At 46.4% G+C, this 23065-nt stretch carries 12 protein-coding genes and 1 tRNA gene; 6 read left to right on the top strand and 7 right to left on the bottom strand.

Annotation, left to right across the window (positions count from 1 at the left end; all coding sequences use genetic code 11):
* Positions 1-37: 37 nt before the first annotated feature.
* The 3 genes from asnA to CIK93_RS01865 form a co-directional block, all read right to left on the bottom strand.
* Positions 38-1075, bottom strand: a complete 1038-nt coding sequence (asnA, locus tag CIK93_RS01875; protein WP_094446404.1) for an aspartate--ammonia ligase — start codon at positions 1073-1075, stop codon at positions 38-40.
* Positions 1076-1529: 454 nt separating this feature from the next.
* Positions 1530-3962 (bottom strand): beta-galactosidase GalA, encoded by a 2433-nt coding sequence (galA, locus tag CIK93_RS01870; RefSeq protein WP_254046711.1) that lies wholly within the window; start codon positions 3960-3962, stop codon positions 1530-1532.
* A gap of 313 nt (positions 3963-4275) precedes the next feature.
* Positions 4276-4349 (bottom strand) — tRNA-Arg (locus tag CIK93_RS01865).
* 432 nt (positions 4350-4781) lie between these two features.
* On the opposite strand from CIK93_RS01865, the gene CIK93_RS01860 reads away from it, so the two are divergent.
* The 3 genes from CIK93_RS01860 (at position 4782) to pepT (ending at position 10134) form a co-directional block, all read left to right on the top strand.
* A complete protein-coding gene (locus tag CIK93_RS01860; RefSeq protein WP_158215453.1) occupies positions 4782-7340 on the top strand; it encodes a C10 family peptidase in 2559 nt (852 codons plus the stop codon).
* Positions 7341-7342: 2 nt separating this feature from the next.
* Positions 7343-8143, top strand: a complete 801-nt coding sequence (locus CIK93_RS01855; RefSeq protein WP_094446401.1) for a ThiF family adenylyltransferase — start codon at positions 7343-7345, stop codon at positions 8141-8143.
* Between the two features lie 767 nt (positions 8144-8910).
* Positions 8911-10134 (top strand): peptidase T, encoded by a 1224-nt coding sequence (gene pepT, locus CIK93_RS01845; RefSeq protein WP_094446399.1) that lies wholly within the window; start codon positions 8911-8913, stop codon positions 10132-10134.
* Between the two features lie 56 nt (positions 10135-10190).
* Here the strand turns inward: pepT and CIK93_RS01840 are convergent, their stop codons facing one another.
* From CIK93_RS01840 to mutA, 4 genes are all read right to left on the bottom strand, one after another.
* Positions 10191-12452 (bottom strand): cation:proton antiporter, encoded by a 2262-nt coding sequence (locus tag CIK93_RS01840; protein ID WP_094390079.1) that lies wholly within the window; start codon positions 12450-12452, stop codon positions 10191-10193.
* 4 nt (positions 12453-12456) lie between these two features.
* Positions 12457-15342: a putative LPS assembly protein LptD gene (locus CIK93_RS01835; RefSeq protein ID WP_094390080.1), complete on the bottom strand. Its 2886-nt coding sequence runs from the start codon at positions 15340-15342 to the stop codon at positions 12457-12459.
* 236 nt (positions 15343-15578) lie between these two features.
* Positions 15579-17744, bottom strand: a complete 2166-nt coding sequence (scpA, locus tag CIK93_RS01830) for a methylmalonyl-CoA mutase (RefSeq protein WP_094390081.1) — start codon at positions 17742-17744, stop codon at positions 15579-15581.
* Positions 17745-17748: 4 nt separating this feature from the next.
* Complete coding sequence (mutA, locus tag CIK93_RS01825) at positions 17749-19599, bottom strand: methylmalonyl-CoA mutase small subunit (protein WP_094390183.1); 1851 nt, start codon at positions 19597-19599, stop codon at positions 17749-17751.
* Positions 19600-19800: 201 nt separating this feature from the next.
* On the opposite strand from mutA, the gene CIK93_RS01820 reads away from it, so the two are divergent.
* From CIK93_RS01820 to CIK93_RS01810, 3 genes are read left to right on the top strand one after another with little or no spacing between them, the layout of a single operon-like run.
* On the top strand, positions 19801-21492 hold the full coding sequence (locus CIK93_RS01820) for a putative transporter (protein WP_094436439.1): 1692 nt from the start codon (positions 19801-19803) through the stop codon (positions 21490-21492).
* Between the two features lie 57 nt (positions 21493-21549).
* Positions 21550-22590, top strand: a complete 1041-nt coding sequence (locus CIK93_RS01815) for an OadG family protein (protein ID WP_094390083.1) — start codon at positions 21550-21552, stop codon at positions 22588-22590.
* A gap of 2 nt (positions 22591-22592) precedes the next feature.
* Complete coding sequence (locus tag CIK93_RS01810; protein WP_094436443.1) at positions 22593-23048, top strand: acetyl-CoA carboxylase biotin carboxyl carrier protein subunit; 456 nt, start codon at positions 22593-22595, stop codon at positions 23046-23048.
* Positions 23049-23065: the final 17 nt, after the last annotated feature.

Here is a 23065-nt window from a genome sequence, read left to right as displayed (position 1 = left end):
ACGTCCCAACAGGGACATCAGGCCTGCCTGTTTCGAATTATATCAACTGCATGCCCAGTGCCTTACACTCGGCGCGCATATCATCGGGCCATATCGAAGCCTGTATCTCACCGATATGTCCTTTATGAAGCAATACCATACACAAGCGACTCTGACCGATACCGCCACCAATGCTTAATGGCAGTTCGCCCTGCAAGAGTTTGCGGTGGAAATAGAGTTGCTCGCGATCTTCCTTACCTTCCAGTTTCAACTGTCGCAACAAGGCTTCCTTATCCACACGAATACCCATTGACGACAACTCAAACGAGCGTCCCAATACAGGATACCAAATCAGAATATCACCATTGAGTCCCGGCAGTCCGTTCTCGCCCATTGTTGACCAGTCATCATAGTCTGGGGCACGTCCATCGTGTTTCTCTCCGTTAGAGAGTACGCCACCGATACCTATGATAAACACCGCACCGTATTTCTCACAGATAGCATCTTCGCGCTCTTTCGGCGACTTGTCTGGATACATCTGCAAGAGTTCTTCTGCATGGATAAAGGTAATCTTCTCAGGCAGGAAGGGCTTAATCTGATCGTAGGTCTCACAGGTGAGGTATTCCGTACGGCGAATAGCTGCATAGATGCGCTCTACCACATCTTTGAGATAAGCCACAGTGCGCTGTTCTGGAGTGATAACAGCCTCCCAGTCCCACTGATCGACATAGAGCGAATGTAGATTATCCAGTTCCTCATCGGCACGGATAGCATTCATATCGGTATAGATACCATATCCCGGCTCTATTTTGTATTCTGCCAGCGAAAGGCGTTTCCACTTAGCCAACGAATGAACTACTTCTGCCGTAGCATCGCCAAGATCCTTGATAGGAAACGAAACGGGACGCTCCACACCATTGAGGTCGTCGTTGATACCGAGTCCTTTCAAAACAAACAAAGGAGCTGTGACACGGCGGAGTCTTAATTCAGTAGAAAGATTCTGCTGAAAGAACTCCTTGATAAGCTTGATTCCCTGTTCGGTGTGTTTCACATCGAGCAGTGGCTGATATACTATAGGTTTAATAAGTCTGGTCATTTTTTATGCTTTTTCTTTATTTCGTCTGCAAAGGTACTACTTTTATATTAAATTGCAAGCAAAAAGCCCAGATATTTTTACACAATGATACTATTTCCGTTATAATTAATGCATATTGACGACATATTGCCACAATGAACGGCATTCGAATTGACAAATGACAGGTATTTACATCATCCTATGCTAAGCCGTTGTGTTTCCGTCTGATTTGTCCCTTAACTTCTCTCTAACTTCCCTAACTTCCCTTAACTTCCCCCCACATGCTTCGCAACTGAGGGAATTGATTGAAGTTAAAGACGTTATCACTCCCTACGGTCGTTCGGGAAGTTAAGAGACAATAGCCTTTTGCCGTAAGACGTAGGACATTTGTCCCTTAACTTCTCTCTAACTTCCCTCTAACTTCTCTCTAACTTCTCTCTAACTTCCCTTAACTTCCCCACATGCGATAGTTCAGTCATTTAGTATTAATAGTCAGTTCTCCAGTTTTAAGCTTGTTGGCTTCGCCGCTCAACTGCAGTGCAGAGGAATGGCGTGAACTCTGGATGATCACCTGCGCCAGTCCATTGAATGCAGGAATGCTAAACTCATGGCAGTCGTTATGATGAGGATGGTCAGCGCCAAGATAAGACGGATCACCATTTCCTACACCGAGTATTCTGCCATCACCTGAAAGTTTAAACGTCAGCATCGGACAAGCGTCGGGCACTATACGTCCCTTAGCATCCTGCACTTCTACTGTGACAACAGCCACATCGCGTCCGTCTGCACTGATCGTCTGACGGTCTGTTTTCATCACAATCTTATAAGCCGGCTTGGTAGTTTCCACTTGTTGGGTAAGCATACGTTTACCATTCTTATAACCAATAGCCACAACCTTTCCGGGCTGATAAACAGCTTGCCATTTCAGGTGACCGTTCTTGGGCATGGTCTGGCGTCCCAGTTTCTTTCCATTCACTATCAGTTCCACTTCGTCGCAGTTGCTATACGCCCAAACCTCGACGGTTTCACCTTCATGTCCTTGCAGATTCCAGTGTGGGAATATATGCAACACAGGCTCGTCAGTCCATACAGATTTCAGATACCATGCCTCATCTTTCATGAAACCGCAATAGTCAAGGATACCAAACTCAGAATCATGGGCGGGATATTCCAGCGGGTTAGGTTCGCCACGATAGTCAAATCCTGTCCAATAGAAAAGACCGGCAGCCCACGGACGTTCATCATAGAATTTCCATCCGCGCTCTATCACGTTTTCCACACCAGGTTTTGTCCCTCTGTTCATGCTAACCATGTGTCCGGGCTGTTCTTTTGATTCGAAATACACCCCACGGGTACCACAACCTGTTGTTTCCTCTGTGCCCACGATTTTCCAGTCAGGATTAGCTTTTTTTCTATTATCCACATCGTTTTGCACGATATAATTAAAGCCAACCACATCCAGTCCTTTAATCATCTCCGAACCTCCGGCATTGGCAATAGTAGAATGGCGTGTAGGATCGAGCAGTCGGGTATATTCTCGCATGGCAGCAGCAATACGTGTGCCCTGTACGGAGTTTTCTATTCCCCACTCCTCATTACCATCACTCCACAGAATGACTGATGGATGGTTTCGGTCGCGCTTAATCATGTTCTCCAGCAAGCGCAAGTGTTCTGTGTTAATACCGGTCAAACGGTTTTCGTCGATGACCAGCAGTCCCTCTCTATCACAAATATCGAGCAAGGCAGGTGTCATGGGGTTATGTGAAGCACGATAGGCATTACAGCCAAACTCCTTGAGCTTCTTGATGCGCCAAGCCTGCAAAGCATCGGGAATAGCAGCCCCTACCCCAGCATGATCCTGATGCATATTGACGCCCTTCAGTTTGATGGGTTTTCCATTAAGCATGAAACCCGACTGAGCATCAAACACCACTTCACGGATACCCGTTGTCGTTTCATAGACATCTGTCACTTCGCCATTCACCTTTACCGTAGTTTCCACCTTATATATATAAGGGTCGTCGGTTGACCACAGATGCGGATGGTCGAGCGCAATGGTCTGTTCGCAGCCAAGGGTCTGTTTGGCGTTTAGACTAAGGTTTACGCTTTCAGCCTTTCCCACCTGTTTACCTTCTGCGTCCAGCAGTCGTTGCTCTACACTGCATTGCTGCGATTCAAGCGAATGGTTGTTGACCTCAGTTTTCACATGAACCACCGCAGCATCGTAGGGTTTCTTGATATCGGCAAACACGAAAGTGCCAAATGGTGCCACACTTACGGAAGCAGACTTCAACAGCCAAGCATCCCGATAGATGCCTGCCCCTTCATAAAACCATCCTTCCTCTAATGTTGCGTCAGCACGCACACAGATGAGGTTCTCGCCTCCATAGTTGACATATTCGGTCACATCATACACCTGTGTAGCATAGCCACTCGGTTCCGTTCCCATATAAAATCCGTTGAACCACACTTGTGCGTTACGGAAGATGCCATCAAACTGAATGGCGATATGCTTTCCCAAGTCCTCCTTAGGAATACTGATAGTTTTACGATACCATCCTACACTTGTCTCTGGAAATTTATATCCTACAGTCTTATAACCATGCGAATGACTTGCATTCCGAGCATAAGACAGATTGGTCACCCAATCGTGAGGAATAGTGACAGACACCCAGGTGGAATCGTTGAATTTCTGAGCATACGGACCTGCGTTATGTATGGAATTTGCCTTCGTCAGATAGTTGAAATACTCAGTACCACAGCCAAAATCCTTGGCAGGGTCGGCAGCATTTCCAAAAGCAAACTTCCATCCTTCGTCTATGAGAATCTTCTCACGTACGTTGTCAGCCATGGCACCAGTCATCTGCATACTGGCGACAGCTAAGAGTAACCATTTTCTTATCTTCATTGTTTTTCGTCATTGATTGTTTCTGTTTCTGATTATATCATTTTAGAGTGGGCTTTCACCCTTCGTTTTCTCGCCATGAAATGGAAGGATGAAATCCAATATTATTTTTTGCAAAGATAAGGAATTATTGGTAAAGGTACGAGTTGAAGACAATATAGTACGCAAAACTGCAAAATAATGCAAATAGTTATGGATAAACAACACCCTGTCATTTCAAAACATCGGTCATTAAAGTATTATACCGCCGATATTGTTGAATGTAGGTATAAATAGCTAAAAAAGAGCATGACTTCTGATAAGTCATGCTCTTTAGTGATTCCGCAGGGATTCAAACCCTGGACCTTCAGAACCGGAATCTGACGCTCTATTCAGCTAAGCTACGGAACCTATGCGACTGCAAAATTACTAAAAAGCGAGCGAACTACCAAATTTATCTGGTGGTTTTCACCCTTCGTTTTCACTTCTGCCTATCCTTTTGACTACGGTGTATTATGCCTGTCTGTCGGGAATGGTAAAGACAAAGCGTGCACCAGGAGTGTATTGCCGGTCAATATCAACGCTGCCTCCCATTTTCTCTGTAATGGTACGACTGATATAAATTCTATTTCTGCACCATTGTACTCTACCATACCCACTGTTTTCCCCTCATACCAATCTTATTGGCTCAACAAAACAGCTCAAAACAAGTTCATCTGATAAAAAAGATGTTTCATAGCGTAAAAAGCAGGTGTTACGACTTGTAAATCTCAGAAAATCATGCTATATTTGCAAAATAATTACAACCGACGACAATATATAAACCACAAATATAGTAAGCTTATGAGAAAACATTTACTCCTACTCTTCGCCATGTGCTTTGTGCAACTGATGGCTTCTGCAGGACCACGCAGTTACCAACAAGCACTCAAAATTGCACAGCAACAAGCCGAGCGATTGGGCATCAGCATGGACGCCATGTCGCCCCAACCGAGAATGGTTCAAAAGACCAACGGCATCGATCCTGCCTACTATGTGATTGAAAACGGAACGAACAAGGGTTACACCATCGTCTCTGCAGACGACCGGTTGCCTGAGATTGTGGGTTATGCCAAGCAAGGCAACTACACCGAAGACACATTGCCTGAGGCATACGTCGAGTTCATCACCGCCTATCAGAAATTTGTTGAAGAGGTGAAAGCTGGCAATCCCCATGCCCTGCGCACAGCTGCCGAAGCTAAGGCGCTACGCGAATCTGCATCCTACACCCAACCTACCGTGGCTCCACTCTTGGGCAACATCCAATGGAACCAAGGCGACCCCTACAACCGCATGTGTCCCGAATACGACGGTGTCAACAAGGCTGTCACAGGATGTGTGGCAACTGCCATGGCGCAGGTGATGGGTTATTGGAAGTATCCCAGTCAACTACAAGCAGATATTCCTGGCTATACCACAGGTACTTATAACATCAACGTACCCGGCATCAACAAAGATACCGATGGCACCTACGACTGGGACAATATTCTGCCACAATACAAATCTGGAAGTTTTAATGATGACCAAGCCAATGCCGTTGCCAAACTCATGCATCATTGTGGAGTAGCAGTACAGATGAACTATGGCCCATCATCTGGTGCTTTTGTCAATCCGGAACGTCTGTCTAAATATTTTGGTTATGACCAAGACTTCATGGTAAAAGTACGACGTGAATCATACTCCATGCAAGAATGGAATACGTTGATTGACAATGAACTCATAGCCAAAAGACCTGTTCTCTACAGCGGACAATCGTCAGATGGCGGTCACCAGTTTGTCTGCGACGGTTCTGACGGAAAAGGTCTGTACCACATCAATTGGGGATGGGGCGGCTATCAAGATGGTTATTTCGACATCACGATCCTCAATCCCGCGAAGGGCGGCATCGGTTCGGGTAATGCACCCGATGGTTATAACCAAGGTAGCGATATGATTATAGGTATCATGCCCGATAATGGTCAAGAGGATATACCACTGGTAACACTCAAGCCGATATATGCCACGGGTATCAGTACTGATACTAAAATCACGATAACCCAAGACACACGAACAAGTGCTACCGACAACTTCAAAATTGAATTCTATAACTACTTCACCAACAGAGCTCCGAAAAAATTCTCTGGCTATTGCGGTTGGGGAATTAAAGCTGCTGACGGCAGTATGAAGCTGATTACTAACACAAGCAAGGTTCAGAATCTCCAACAAGACTACTGGTTCCCCAATACCTATAAAATAGACTACGCTTTCCCTGTAGGTGTTACCACCATTTACCCTGTGTATAGTGAAGACAATATCACTTGGAAGGAAGCAGGATTGGAGAGCATGGGCTACTATACGGTAGAGGCTACAGAAACCAGCCTCAAGCAGTTATATCCTTTGACCGCCGAGGTAATCGTAGAAAGCGAATTGCTATCAGGCAAGATCAATACCATTAAGTTGGATGTTAGCAACGCAACAGACAATGATGTATTCAGTATGCTCAGTGTCTATACCAGCACAGATCAGACTTGTCCTGAAGACGGTGTTAATGTCTATGTAAGCGTACCAGCTAAAGGCAAGTCAATACGTGAGGTGGCAATCCCAGTACCTGCTGAGGAATTCTACCTTTGGGTAAAAGATGTAGCTTCTGGTACCGAACTGGTCAGTGCCAAGAAGTTTACTGCAACACCCTCTGGAATTCCGCAACTCGAATTGGTGCAAGTTGTAACCAATGCCAGCAATGAGTTTGAAACAGAGGATGCCTATTACAACAATGATAGAGTAAAAGCTCCAAAAGTGAAAGACGACAAGCTGGTGGTTCGGTACGATATCAAGAACAACGGCGGACTATCCTCTGGCACCTGGAGTATTAGTGGTTTTGGTGCTAAAGAATTCACATGGGGTGGTACGAACTCAAACACGATTGTGTTCCCTGGTAACGGTACCATCACCCAACTGACAGCAACATACACACCAGATGCAGTAGGTTGCAAAACTATTTTGGTAGAATTCAGAGGTATCTACGACACCAATGTCACAGGTGGTACAGTACAATATGATGTAACTACATCACTACAAGAGTGGGCACTTTACCTTATTGACAAGCAAGGTTATTATTATCCAATGCAACCTTCTGATGTCGTAGCCTATGTGGCTGGCGCCGAAGGTGGCACGGGCATTGGCAAGGTGGATATCAGCAAAACCTATATCCGCGGTGACCATGGTCAAATCAACATCACGACAGACCGCAACAAGACTGTCAATATATACAAGCTGAACGGACAGAAGGTGGCTGAAGTTAAAGCAACAGCAGGACAACCTGTCAGCATTCCCGTTGCAGCAGGCATCTATGTGGTAGATGGCACGAAAGTTGCTGTGAAATAAGCATGGATATAGAACAAGGCATTTTTAACCGTACAGAGCGACTGGTGGGTGAAGACATCCTCCAGTCGCTTCAATCTAAACGTGTCATCGTCTTCGGTGTAGGCGGCGTGGGCAGTTGGTGTGTAGAAGCATTGGTGCGTTCTGGCGTACGCCATATCACCATTGTTGATTCTGACAAAGTGGCTATCAGCAATGTCAATCGTCAACTCATGGCTACTACAAAAACCGTGGGACGTGTCAAGGTGGATGCACTCAAAGAACATCTTCTCGACATCAACCCTCATGCAGATATCACTGCCCTGCAGATGATATTCGACGAAACGACTGCAGAGAGTTTCCATCTTGAGGACTACGACTATATAGTAGATGCCATCGACAGCCTTCGCGACAAACTGTTGCTCATCGAGTGTGCATGTCGCACCAAGGCAAAATTCTTCTCGTCGATGGGGGCTGCACTGAAGATGGACCCTACCAAGATAGAGGTGGCTGAGTTTTGGAAAGTCAAAGGTTGTCCGTTGGGAGCTGCCCTACGCCACAAATTCCGCAGTCTGAAACGGCGCCCTGCGCGTAAGTTCCTATGTGTGTTTAGTCAGGAGTTACTGCCCAACTTAGGTCCCGACAACTCCGTAGATGCTGCCTTTGCGCCAACCGACACACAGGAAGGCAATCCCGAACTGGCACATCACGATTGGAATGCGCGGAAAGCACAGATCAACGGATCGTTGCTCCACATCACTGGCATATTCGGCTTTACCCTGGCGGGACTCATCCTTAAAGACATCTACAACAAAAGCAAGGAATAATCAAACTTGCCATCGGCAAACCGAAGATACAAAAAAAAAGTTTTCTGTTTTTTCGACCACACGACCACAAACACGCATAACCTCATGACATTCAGGTTTTTGCTGGTGGTCGAAGCTTTTTTCATCGACCACACATCGACCACAGAGAAACGATTGCAAAAAAACTGCTTACGATGCAAGTGAAAGTTGCTACTGTTTTCCGTTTGTTTTACGTTAGCAGATAAGAACTGTTATGCAATATTGCAAAAACTTTTATCAAACGTTGGATAACACCTTTATCAAACATTGGAAAAGACTTATTTCAAACGTTGAAAAGACTTGTTTCCAACGTTTGACAACACTTTTGCCAAACGTTGGAAAACACTCTTACCAAACGTTGGGCAATACCTTTGCCAAAGGTTTGGAAATGTCTGACAATACGTATATAACGTATTATTCGGTGAAATTTTAAAAACTATTTTGGCGGTGGTCGATGAGTGGTCGATAGAAACAGCTTCGACCACCACCTAAACTACTGTATGATAGCACGATGCACGCTTCGGTGGTCGAGTGGTCGAAATTTTCTGAAAACTAAAATTTTATGTGTGCCAAGGTAAAAGCTGCTACAAACGTGGAGTGCATAGACAAAATCTACTGCAATAGAAGATTACCACACCCCAAGCGCATAGGCAGAACAGCTACAATTTAACCTAAAAAACTACATTATATTTGGCGGTTCGCCTAATTATTCGTAATTTCGCAGACAGAAACAATAGCAATAAGCAAATATGGATATAACAGAAAGATTCCTGAATTACGTGAAATTTGACACACAGTCGAGCGAAGAAAGCCAGACTGTGCCAAGTACAAGCAAACAACTGTTGTTTGCGGAATATCTGAAGAAAGAACTGGAACGCGAGGGGCTCGACGACGTGGAACTCGACGAGAAAGGTTATCTCTACGCCACGCTCAAGGGGAATATCAAAGAAGAGGTGCCCACCATCGGATTCATCTCACACTATGATACAAGCCCTGACTGCTCTGGTGCAGATATCAAACCACAGATTGTGCAAAACTATAATGGTACGGATATCCTGCTGTCGGAGGGTATCATATCCAGTCCGAAGAAATTTCCCGAACTGTTACAACACGTGGGCGAAGACCTCATTGTGACAGACGGACACACTCTGCTCGGTGCAGACGACAAGGCGGGCATTGCCGAAATCGTACAGGCCATGGTTTATCTGCAAGAACACAAAGAGATTAAGCACGGCAAGATCAGAGTGGCTTTCAACCCCGATGAAGAAATCGGTATGGGCGCCCATCACTTCGATGTAGAGAAGTTTGGATGCGAATGGGCATACACCATGGACGGTGGTGATGTGGGCGAATTGGAATTTGAAAATTTCAATGCCGCTTCTGCCAAAATCACAATCAAGGGAGTGAGCGTACACCCAGGATATGCAAAAGGCAAGATGATCAATGCCAATGCACTGGCTGCGGAGTTTGCCAAGATGTTGCCCGAAGACGAAACACCAGAAACCACCGAAGGCTATCAGGGCTTCTATCACCTGCTGGGCATTCAGTCGAATATAGAACTGGCAAAGCTGAACTATATCATTCGCGACCATGATCGCGAGAAGTTTGAAGACCGCAAACACTTCATCATGCAGTGTGCAGAGAAGATGAATGAAAAATACGGTGAGGGAACTGTAGAGGCTGTGGTTAGCGACCAGTATTACAACATGAAGGAGAAAATTGATCCACAGATGCACGTGATAGACCTCGTATTGCGTGCCATGCAAGATACTGGTGTGGCTCCAAAGGTCAGCCCGATACGCGGTGGTACCGACGGTGCACAGCTTTCGTTCAAAGGTCTGCCCTGCCCCAATATCTTCGCTGGTGGTGTGAATTTCCATGGACCATACGAGTTTGTATCAATACAGTCGATGGAGAAAGCCATGAATGTTATCGTGAAAATCTGCGAACTTACTGCTGGATATAACGACTAAGCATAAAGATAAACAGACCTGACAAGGTCTAAGAAAAATCGGAAACGATACCGATATCAAGCCTTGAGGATTGCCTCAAGGCTTTCTTTTTCGCCAACCACCCAGATGATATCGCCTTTCTGGAACTTGCGTTTGGGATGAATCTGAGAAAGGTTTTCCTTTCCTTCCTCCAATCCGACTACCATGCAGCTGTATTGTGAACGGATGCCACTCTCTTCAAGGGTCTTGCCAACAAAAGGACTTGAACCGGTGATGACCATCTGACGGAGCTTCATTTCGCGCTTCTCGAAATCAATATCATCGCCCAACACCTCACGCTTAATGGCTTCGCCCAACTGGCGGAGCTGATCGTCGTTGCCGATTACCTGTAGTCGGTCGCCAGGGAAGATGACATCGTTGCCATCGGGAATATTCAACCGATGACCGGCACGAAGAATACTGCTGACATGCACACCAAACTGCTGACCAAGTGCCAACTGACGAAGGGTCTTGCCCATCCAACGGGTGTTGAAGGGAATATCGAAGTCTGCCATGTGGACATCACGGTCGAGCAAATGCCCTTCATAAAGTGGGCGGCGACGACCATGCACTTGTGCCTCAATATCGCGAGAACGAAGGTTCTGAATGAAGAGGCGCTCCATCTGTATGCTTCCTTTCTTCAATCCGCGCGACAATACCATCAGTACAACCAATGCCAACGCTATGGAGATGATGATGGCATTCTTGAAACGACTCAGATAGTTGATGATATAGAAGACAAAAGCACAAGCCAATACCACACGAACAATGATGGTAAATATCAACGGAAAATGGTTGACCCAACTCTCTGCCCACAGTGCCTTAAACTCATCAGAGTGGTTTTTCTTAACCACCATTGCACGAAGGAAAGGCGAAATGATAAGCACGGTCAATATTCCGCAGATGGCATTGGCATACCAGTGAAGTTCGTATGAGGGGAAAAAGCTGCGCACAAATGGCAAGAAGAAGGTGAACATCAACACGATGGCAGCAATGGAAAGGATGCTGTAGATAACCGTATTGCGGAGCATCTGTATCAATAGACTCTTCCATTTGTTTTCTGCAGAGGGTGTCTGCGGATGAGATATCGTGATGTGGTTGAGTGCCACAATCCATTTCTTAGGCAGATGGCGCTCCATGATATTGTAACAAGGTTCAGCCATGCGTATCATATATGGTGTCAGAAAGGTTGTGACAACTGATACTGCCACAACCACTGGATAGAGAAAATGGCCTATGACACCAAGCGACAAGCCCAACGATGCAATGATAAAGGCAAATTCACCTATCTGGGCCATAGAGAATCCACACTTCATGGCTGTCTTCAACGGATTGCCACTGATGAGATATCCCAACGAACCAAATACCGACTGACCGATAAGAATGGTCAATGTGATAGCGATGATGGGCCAGGCGTAATCGACCAGCACCTGCGGTTCGACCAACATACCCACCGACACGAAGAAAATAGCACCGAAGAGATTTTTCACTGGTTCGACCAAACGCACGATTTTGTCGGCTTCGACCGTCTCGGCAAGAATACTACCCATGACAAATGCACCAAATGCACTGCTAAAGCCGACCTTGGTGGAGAATACTGCCATGAAACAACAGAGACCAAGCGCCACGATGAGTAGCGTCTCTTCATTCATCAATCGGCGCGTGGCACGAAGGAAGGCAGGGATAAAAAAGATGCCGACCACAAACCAAAGCACCAAGAAGAATCCGATACGCAATACACTCTCGACCATCTGACCACCATCGGGACTGCTACCACTGGCTATGGCAGACAGCATCACCATCATCACAATGGCAAGCACATCTTCCAGTATCAGCACACTCATCACCATTCCTGCGAATCGCTGTTGGCGAAGTCCCATGTCATCGAATGCCTTATATATAATAGTGGTGGACGACATAGCCAACATACCGCCAAGGAAGATGGAGTCCATGTGGGTCCAACCGAATGCCTTGCCCACCACAATTCCTGCCATCATCATACAGAAGATGATGGTACAAGCGGCTATGACAGGAGCCATGCCCATCTTCACAATCTTCTTGAAAGAAAAATCGAGACCCAGGGAAAACAAAAGAAAGATCACACCGATATCTGCCCACATCTGCACATTGGCACGATCCATCACCGACATGGTATAGGGCATCTGCGGTGACACTAAGAATCCTGCTACGATATATCCAAGGACAAGAGGCTGTTTCAGTCGCTTGAAGATAAGCGTGACAAATGCTGCCACCACAAGGATGAGGGCAAGGTCTTTGACGAGTGCGGGAAGTTCTGCCATAGATTTAGTACCATTGTACTGCGTTGGAATAGCTGCTGCGCTTATCGTATTTCAGCGCATCGGTCAAGGTTGCTGCATTGCATCGGAACGAGAAATTGTAGCTCGTATAGGGTGCCAGCACCACCGAGCACGACATATTAAAGCAATGGAGGTCGCGCGACAGTGACGCAGTGGTCATTGAAATCTTATGGTTCTCAAAGTCATAACCAGAAGAGAAAGAGATGTTCCAACCATCGGAAATGCGAAGGTTACCGCTGACATTGAGGTTCTGGGTGAACTTATAAGGATAGCGCATCGAATCGTAATTGAACTTGCCACTTGTGTTTTCTCGCATGGTGACACCATAACCCAAACTGAGCGACCAAGGAAGATTGAAAGCCATATAACCGTCTTCGTCGGTCTCTGCCTTGCCGGCATTATCCTTACGGGCACCATGTTTTCCACGTTCCATATCCTCATCGACATTGGTTTCAACACCTGTATCGTAGTCGTCATCACGATTAGCACGACTGTCGCGGTCGTTCTTACGCTTAGGACGTTCGCCCTTCAACCACTTGATAAGGTCGCTCACTTTCTTGTTATCAAGCGTATAAGAGAGGTTTTGCGACATGCCCTGGAAACGACCGAAGCGGCCCTTACTATATTCGGTATGGGTTCCGATGTAAGGACGGGCACCTACGGAATCGGCTTCATAAGCATAAGTGGCAAATACCGCATTGATATTCAACGTATAACTCTTGGTGAGTTTCAAACGTAAACGTGTAGAGAGGTCACTCCATGGACGTTCCTCTGCAGCCATGTTATACGACATAGAGGCTCCCAATTCATCGATGATACTGATTTTCTTCACACCCGTAGAGTCGGCATCGCTCTTCACTTTCATCTCGATATTGTTGGACAAATCCATCGAGATACTACCAGTTTTGCCACGACCTGGCACACCATAGAGTGATCCCTCATAGGGTGAATACTCTACAAGCGACACATTGCCATCGGCATCGGTCTTCTGATAGGTCTTGTAGAATCCATAGCGCGACGCACTGAAGTCTGGTGCATAGTTGAAGCTGACAGATGGTGTCACCACGTGGCGAACCGCCATGATCTTGTCGCCGAATACTTTACGACTGGGGATATACATACCATAGAGCTTGGTAGATGCCGAAACGCTGAAAGCCCAGTTATAGACATTATAGAATCCCTGCAAGGTATCGCGCTTCACTGTCTGTGTGGCTTCGTCCCACGAAAGTTCCTGCTTCTGCGTGTACATACGGTCGGTGAAGGTCAACGACGGATTGATATTCAGATAGCCAAACAATGTAAAATTGCCGCTAATGGGGATGCTATGCTGCATACCGTTGCGCCAATCGCGTGTCAAGCTGGAGTGCATCAAACGGTCTTCCTTGGTACTGATGCTATTGCTCAACTGTCCGGTATAGCTCATAGAGATCTTCTCATACCAGCGTTCCTTACCTACAGCATGACGGCGTTTGAAAGGATAGAAGCGCGAAATAGAGATGTTGAGGTCGGGTAATGTCAGGGCGATAGTCGAGTCACGCATGTTCTGGTTGAGGTTGAACGTTGAGCTCAAGCTCATGCCGATACTGGAGAATGTGGTACTCCATGATACCGAGCTGGTACGTGTAGATTGTGTCATTGCCTGCGGATTATACATCGAAGTGAGGTTGTTGCGCTCATAGCTCGATGTGGCAAAGTTGACACTGGCAGACAAAGAACTATAGGGATTAGCTTTGCTGTCTTGACGGTGACTCCATTGCACCTTGAAACTGGTGGCTTTGGTATAGTCGGGCATATTCTTTTCGCCATTCACCGTATTCTGGTAACTGGCAAAAAACGAACCGCTGTACTTATAGCGTTTGCGATAGTTGGAGGCTGCAGAGAGTCCCCACGATCCTTTGGTATAGATTTCACCCAACAGTTTCAAGTCCATCTTGTCGTTGATGGCAAAATAGTAACCACCATCACGGAGGTAGAAACCGCGCGATGTTTCATCACCATAGGTAGGCATGATAAAACCAGAAGAATAACTCTTACTGAAAGGGAAGAAACCATAAGGTATGGCAAATGGCAATGGCACATCTGCTACTACCAAATAAGCAGGACCGAACACGACATCCTTACCTGGGCGCATCTTGGCACGTGACAAGGCTATATAGAAATCGGGATGATCTTTGTCGCAGGTGGTATAACGACCGTGTTGCAAATAAATCTCACCATTGGCTCCACGCTTAGCCAGTTGGGCAGTCATATAGCCATCATCCTGCTGGGTATATACATCGCTGATGAGTCCCTTTTTGGTCTTGAAATTAAAAGCTATAGTGTCGTTCTCATAAGTGTCACTACCCATCTTGAATATTGGTGTACCGAATTTCTTACCGAGAGAGTCGAGCGAACCTGTAGCATGTACCAAACTGGAATCGAGTTGCATGAAGATTTGATCACTCTGCAAATCCATATCCTGATATTTCACATGGGACTGGCCATACAGATGGGCTAAACCTGAAGCACCTTCATAGGTCATAGAGTCTTCAGCAGTATATTCCACTGGAGCATCAATACCATTCTTACGCTGACGATTGATAGAATCGGCACGCAAAGAGTCGTCAATAGCTTTGTTGTGCATCCAGATGGCTTTTTGCAATGAATCCATCTTTGCGGTATCAGCAAGAACCTGTGTTGTGGTATCAATTACAGTACTGTCGGACTTGGCACTATGGGGCAACAACTGCGTATTGACCGTCTGCCCTTTACCCACAGAATCAGACACATCAGTATTGGCCGCTCCAAGTATAGGAAAGGTCAAACGAGGCATTTCCGCCATTACAAATGTAATGACGAAAAAGAGCAATATGATGAGCATATTTTTTCTCACGGCTGCAAAGGTACAAAGAAAAAATGAATTCACTTACACATCGGCAGATGTTTAACGTAAATTTTTGTAATACTCATATAGACAACATATAAAATACCCACCGCGACACAACATCATATCGATATCGATTTGAAATGCTTTACAAAGATAACAATATAAAAAGCGCGCCATGACACAACGTCATGACACGCTCTTGATATCGGATATTCGTACGATGTACGATTACTGCGTACGATTTATTCCTCGTCGAGAAGAATCTTCATCATCTCACAGGCAGCCTTGGCTACAGATGTACCAGGACCGAAGATGGCGGCAACACCGGCTTTATAGAGGAAGTCGTAGTCCTGTGCGGGAATCACACCACCGGCAATAACCATGATGTCTTCACGTCCAAGTTTCTTCAATTCCTCAATCAGCTGAGGTATCAAGGTCTTGTGACCTGCGGCGAGTGACGATGCACCAACAATATGTACGTCGTTCTCAACTGCCTCACGTGCAGCCTCGGCAGGTGTTTGGAACAATGGTCCCATATCCACGTCGAAACCACAGTCGGCATAACCGGTGGCTACTACCTTTGCACCACGGTCGTGACCGTCTTGACCCATCTTCGCAACGAAGATACGGGGACGGCGACCTTCCTTCTTCGCAAACTTCTCGGTCAACTCGCAGGCTTTCTCAAAGTCGGAGTCGTTCTTGCTTTCTGAACTATACACGCCTGAAATGGTTCTGATTACTGCTTTATAACGACCTACGATTTCTTCGCAGGCATCACTGATCTCACCAAGAGTACAACGCAACTGAGCTGCTTTCACTGCCAAATCGAGTAAGTTGTTCTCGCTCTTGCGGCCTTCCTTAAAATCGCGAACGCACTCGGTAATTGCCTTGAGGGCTGCCTGACAAGCGGCTTCATCACGTGAAGCGCGTACCTCTGCCAAGCACTCTTCCTGCTGTTTGCGTACTGCTGTATTATCAACCTCGAGGATATCGATAGGATCTTCATGGTCGAGACGATACTTGTTGGTACCAACAATTGTCTGTACACCAGAGTCGATACGTGCCTGAGTGCGGGCAGCTGCCTCTTCAATACGCATCTTAGGCAGACCAGTTTCAATAGCCTTTGCCATACCACCAAGTTTCTCGATTTCCTGAATATGCTCCCAAGCCTTATGAACGAGCTCGTTGGTCAGGGTCTCTACATAGTATGAACCTGCCCATGGGTCAATCTGCTTGCAGACTTTAGTCTCGTTCTGAATATAGATCTGGGTATTACGCGCAATACGAGCTGAGAAGTCAGTAGGCAGGGCAATAGCCTCGTCAAGAGCATTGGTGTGGAGCGACTGAGTATGACCCAATACAGCTGCCATAGCCTCAATACAGGTACGGCCTACATTGTTGAAAGGATCCTGCTCGGTCAGCGACCAACCAGAAGTCTGAGAGTGGGTACGCAGAGCGAGTGACTTTGGATTCTTAGCACCGAAGCTCTTCACAATCTTAGCCCACAACAGACGACCTGCACGCATCTTGGCAATCTCCATGAAGTGATTCATACCGATAGCCCAGAAGAACGACAGACGGGGTGCGAAAGCATCCACATCAATACCTGCATTAACACCAGTACGCAGATAGTCGATACCGTCGGCAAGTGTATATGCCAATTCGATGTCGGCAGTAGCACCAGCTTCCTGCATGTGGTAACCTGAGATAGAGATACTGTTGAACTTAGGCATCTTCTGTGAGGTAAACTCGAAGATGTCGGCAATAATCTTCATTGAGAATGCAGGTGGATAAATATAGGTATTACGCACCATGAACTCTTTCAGAATATCGTTCTGAATAGTTCCTGCCATCTCTTCCAGCTTAGCACCCTGCTCCAGACCTGCTACGATATAGAAAGCCAAAATAGGAAGCACAGCTCCGTTCATGGTCATCGAGACAGACATCTTGTTCAAGGGAATACCTGAGAAGAGCACCTTCATGTTCTCTTCATTACAGATAGATACACCTGCTTTACCAACGTCGCCAACTACGCGAGCGTTGTCGGGGTCATAACCACGGTGGGTGGGCAAGTCGAAGGCTACAGACAGACCTTTCTGACCACTGGCGAGGTTACGACGGTAGAATGCATTCGACTCCTCTGCAGTAGAGAATCCGGCATACTGACGGATAGTCCATGGGCGGAATGGATACATCATACTATACGGACCGCGTAGATATGGAGGGATACCTGCTGTGAAGTCGAGGTGCTCCATGCCTTCAAGGTCTTCTTTGGTATATACGGGACGAACCTCAATGTGCTCTGGTGTCTTCCAGTTAGGCACGATGTGGTTCTCTTTCAGCCAGGCTGCGCCATCGGTGGCGTGGATGCCGGCATAAATATCAATATTCTTGAAATCTTTTCTCATAACTTTAGATGCCTAACTTTTGATTGTACTCTTTCAAAGTCTCAAGCACGTTGCAACGAACGTGTACGAAGTTCTCAATACCAGCGGCCTTCAGGTCGTCCATGCATGCAGGAGCTCCTGCCACTACAAACATGGCACGTCCGTCCAAATACTTGAATGCTGGGATGGCATACTCTGCATATTCATCGTCTGACGAACAGAGTACTACGATATCTGCACCAGCCTTAAGTGCAGCATCAACGCCTTCCTCTACGGTCTTGAAGCCGAGATTGTCGATAACTTTATAACCGGCACAAGCCAAGAAGTTGCAAGAGAACTGTGCACGAGCCTGACGCATAGCCAAATTACCAATGGTCAACATAAACGCAGTAGGTGTCTTGGCCTCTTCAGTATGGATGCGGAGATTCTCGAAGTCGGCAGCCAAACGAGTGGTTTCGAGCTTCTTGAAAGGAGTTTCTTCTGCCTTTCCACAACCACATGCACAAGGTCCGAGGGCGCGTTTGCCTTCGCTCTTCTCTGTGAAGTTGGGGAACTGGTTTGTTCCGAGAAGGAACTCTTTGCGTTTAGCAGCATCGCCGTGACGCTTCACATTGGTAGCATTGATATCATCCTGTACGGTGCCATTCTTAACAGCAGCGAGGAATCCGCCTTCTTCTTCCACTTTGAGGAAAATCTTCCAAGCCTCCTGAGCCAACGCATCAGTGAGGTGTTCGATATAGTAAGAACCGGCAGAAGGATCGACGATACGATCGAAATGGCTCTCTTCCTTGATGAGCAACTGCTGGTTGCGAGCAATGCGCTCTGAGAAATCGGTTGGCTTCTCATATACTACGTCAAACGGAGTTACGACGAGTGAATGAACACCGCCAAGGGCAGCACTCATTGCCTCTGTCTGTGAGCGGAGCAGGTTAACATAGCTGTCAAACACAGTTTGGTTGTAAGTAGAAGTAGAAGCGTTGATTACCATCTTGCAAGAGCAGTCGCACTTAGGCTCGTACTGTTTTACAATCTGGGCCCACAACAGACGAGCTGCGCGGAACTTGGCAATTTCCATGAAATAGTTTTCAGAAACGCCCATATAGAACTTGATGCTCTTGGCTGCAAGATCTACATCTACGCCGGCATCCACCAACTGCTGCAGATACTCATTACCCCAAGCAAGGGCATAGCCGAGTTCCTGTACGATATATGCACCGGCATTGTTCAGCGTGTCGGTGTGTACCATAACGCAACGCAGATTGGGATATTCCTTGAAAGCCTCAACCACCTGAGGGAGTTTGGCAAGTACCTTGCTGGTATCCTTACCCTTTTGGATCATCTTGTCTATGGGATCGAAACCTACACCACCCACGATTTTTTCCTTATCATAGCCTTCCTTCTCGAAGTAAGCCTTCAGAATTTCTGCCAGTTCAAGAACATGACATGGGCATGTACGATAGCTGACCTCTACAATATCCAAACGGATATCTTTCAGTAACTTGTCGATAAAATCGGCACTAACAAGATCACCGTCAAAACGGAATCCGATAGAGTTTACACCCTTCATCAGAATGTCGAGTGCCTTTTTGTTGGCCTCTACAGGATCGGTAACGACGATGTTCTGTCGAACATACCACTCGTTAGAGTCTTTTTTATTTCCACGAACGAATGGGAACTCACCGGGAAGTGCATCTGGAGTTTTCAAGTTTGCCAGATCTTCACGGCGGTAGAAGGGTTGTACGTTGAAACCCTCATTGGTTCTCCACACGAGTCGTTTCTGGAAGTCAGCACCTTTCAGATCGACTTCAATCTTGTCCAGCCACTCTTGTGTGGTTGGCGCCTGAAACTCGGTGAAGAGTTTTTCTTTGTTAGCCATAGTTTGAATGATTATGTAAGTTGTTTCGTTGTAGTCAAATTCGGTTATGCACACATATATTGCGGCCTACAAAGTTACAAATAATTTTTGAACCGCCGAAAGATTTAATAATATTTTGATATTTATAAAAAAAAGATGCACAAAAATTATGCCATTGCGCAATTTTTGGCTACCTTTGCATGCTGTAAGAAAAAGCATGTTATGGAAGCATTTCAATGGTTAAAAGATTTATTTACCACAACTGATTCTGTAGCGCATATTGCGCTACTGTATGCCGTGGTGATTGCCACTGGTGTATATTTGGGAAAAATCAAGATTGGAGGCATCTCGCTGGGTGTCACCTTTGTGTTGTTTGCTGGCATTGTGGCTGGCCACATTGGATTTACTGCCCCACTTCCCATCTTGACATTTATTCAAGACTTCGGTCTTATACTGTTTGTCTTCATGATAGGACTACAGGTTGGACCTGGTTTCTTTGAGAGTTTTGGTACTACAGGCATCAAGCTGAACGGATTGGCCATAACGACTATCCTACTCAACATTCTTGTGATGTTTGCCTGCTACTTCATCTTCTTCGACACATCCAACGTCTGCAACCTACCAATGATGGTCGGTACGCTCTATGGTGCTGTGACCAACACACCAGGACTTGGTGCTGCCAACGAAGCATTGGGTTCGGTATTTACCGACAATGCACCACAGATAGCATCGGCTTACGCTTGTGCTTATCCACTCGGTGTATTGGGTATTATTGGTGCCACTATATTAATAAGGTATATATGCAAGGTTCGCTTGGAGAAAGAAGAAGACGAACTCAACGAGCATGAAGGTGTGAAAGCCAATCAGAAGCCTCACAAGATGCACCTTGAAGTGACCAACACTTACCTTGAAGGAAAAACGATGTTACAGGTTCACGACTTTTTGAACCGCGACTTTGTATGTTCACGTATTCTGCACGAAGGTCACGTGAGCATTCCAAACCGCAACACCGTATTCCACAAAGGTGACCAACTCTATATTGTATGTACAGAAGCTGATGCCGAGGCTATCATCGCCTTTATCGGTCCAGTGATACAGGTCAACTGGGAACAACAGGACCAACCTTTCGTATCAAAGCGTGTCTTGGTAACCAACCCCAAGATGAACGGAAAATCGCTGGCATCGTTGCATTTCTCAAGTGTACATGGTGTCAATGTAACCCGTATCACCCGTCAGGGCATGGATATCTTTGCCTCCAGCAGTCTGCCTCTTCAAGTGGGTGACCGCATTATGGTAGTAGGTCCTGAAGACGCTGTTGACCGTGTAGCCAACGAGATGGGTAACTCTATCCGTCGCCTTGATGCCCCAAATATTGCAACGATATTCGTGGGCATCATCATCGGTATTATCTTCGGTTCACTGCCCGTAGCATTCCCAGGAATGCCTGTTCCAATGAAGCTCGGTATTGCAGGTGGTCCGCTGATTATCGCAATTCTTATCGGACGTTATGGTTATAAAGTAAAATTGGTAACCTATACAACGACATCGGCCAATATGATGTTGCGCGAAATCGGTCTGGTACTCTTCTTAGCAAGTGTGGGTATCAAGGCAGGAGCCAACTTCTTTGAGACTGTTGTAGAAGGTGACGGTCTGCTCTATGTAATGACCGGTTTCCTCATAACCATCATTCCAATCCTCATCGTAGGTCCTATAGCTCGTCTTTATTTCAAATTCAACTATTTCACCATCGCAGGAATGATTGCCGGTACATATACCGACCCACCCGCATTGGCATACGCCAATTCAATCTGTACTCGCGAAGCCCCTGCTGTAGGTTACTCAACAGTTTATCCGCTGTCGATGTTCCTTCGCATCTTCACGGCCCAAATCATCGTGCTGTTCTTCTGCGGATAACAGCCGATAATACATATAATACGAAAAACTTACATAATTATACATTACATTACTAACATGACAAAATTCGGATTTCTGTTAAGCGCTATGTTGCTGGCAGGCACTTCCGCCATGCATGCCCAAATGGATGCAAGCATCAAGCTGAACGAAGTGATGACCAACAACCGCGCCAGCCTGCAGGACGAATACGGACAGCGTGAAGCATGGGTTGAGATAGAGAACATCTCCCACTCAACCTATAATATCCGTGGTATGTATATCACCACTGACCGCTCCGTTCTCCAGCGTTCTATGAGCGTGCCCGAACGCATCAAGCGCATGAGCATCATCCCCAACGGAGAATTGCGCACAAACTTGAGTGGTCGTCAGCACCTTGTACTCTTTCTCAACAGTCAGCCCCATTTGGGTTCACTGCATCTGACAACACCTGTTGACTCTACAAAGTCATTGTGGATTGCACTCTACAACGGTAATGCCACACAATTGATTGACTCAGTCACCGTACCGGTACTGAAAGCCGATCAATCGTATGCTCGTATAGCCAACAACGGCACAGCCGCCGACTGGGAAGTAAAATCAGCCGACCGTGTTACTCCAGGTATATCCAACATCACTACTGTTAGCGAATCAAAGGTTGACAAGTTTAAACGCGAAGACCCCCATGGATTTGCCATTACCATCATGGCAATGGGTATTGTATTCATTTGCTTAGCCCTGCTTTGGATTGTATTCTCCTTGTTCGGTCTGCTTATGAAGCATCTTGAAACAGCGAAGAAGGTGGCAAACAAACAACCACTCAAACCAATCACCAAAACTGTTGAGACAGCAATGGAGGTTAGCCGCATCACTGGTAACGTATTGCAAGATGGTCTGAAAACAAAAGGTATCGACCGTGAAATATATATGGCGGTCATCGGTATGGCCCTCAGTCAATATGAGGATGATGTTCACGACGTAGAAAGCGGTGTGATTACCATCCAGCCGAAACCAACCCGTTGGGACGACGAATATTCACAAATGACACATTTCCACGATCCCGTCGTTCCCTCCGACCATGCAGCTCCCCAAATTCCCACAACCACTAATAACGCATTATAACAATGAAGAAATATCAGTATAAAGTACAAGGTGTTGACTACGATGTAGAAATCGAGGAAGTAGAAGGCAACATCGCCAAAGTAAACGTAAACGGAATTCCGTTTGAAGTAGAGCTCCAGCAGCCTATCAATGCAGCTAAGCATCCTACTATTGTGAAGCCAAAGGTTGCAGCTCCCGTTGCTCCTGCAGCCGCTGCACCAACAGCAAAGCCGGTTCAGGCTGCCGCTCCTGCCGCAGCAGGAAGTGGCAATGTAGTAAAGGCTCCACTGCCAGGCACCATCACTTCTATCAATGTGAAGGTCGGTGACACCGTAGCCATTGGCGATACACTTGTCGTGCTTGAAGCCATGAAGATGCAGAACAACATCGAGGCAGAATACGCAGGTACCGTAACCGCTATCAATGTCAATGTAAGTGATGTCGTAATGGAAGGCAGCGCACTGCTGACCATCGGTTAATCGATAAATAAAAAATG

The organism is Prevotella sp. P3-92, from assembly GCF_002251205.1.
Lineage (GTDB): Bacteria > Bacteroidota > Bacteroidia > Bacteroidales > Bacteroidaceae > Prevotella.
Note: the sequence above shows the minus strand (reverse complement) of the source record. Positions and strands in the feature narration are given on the sequence as shown.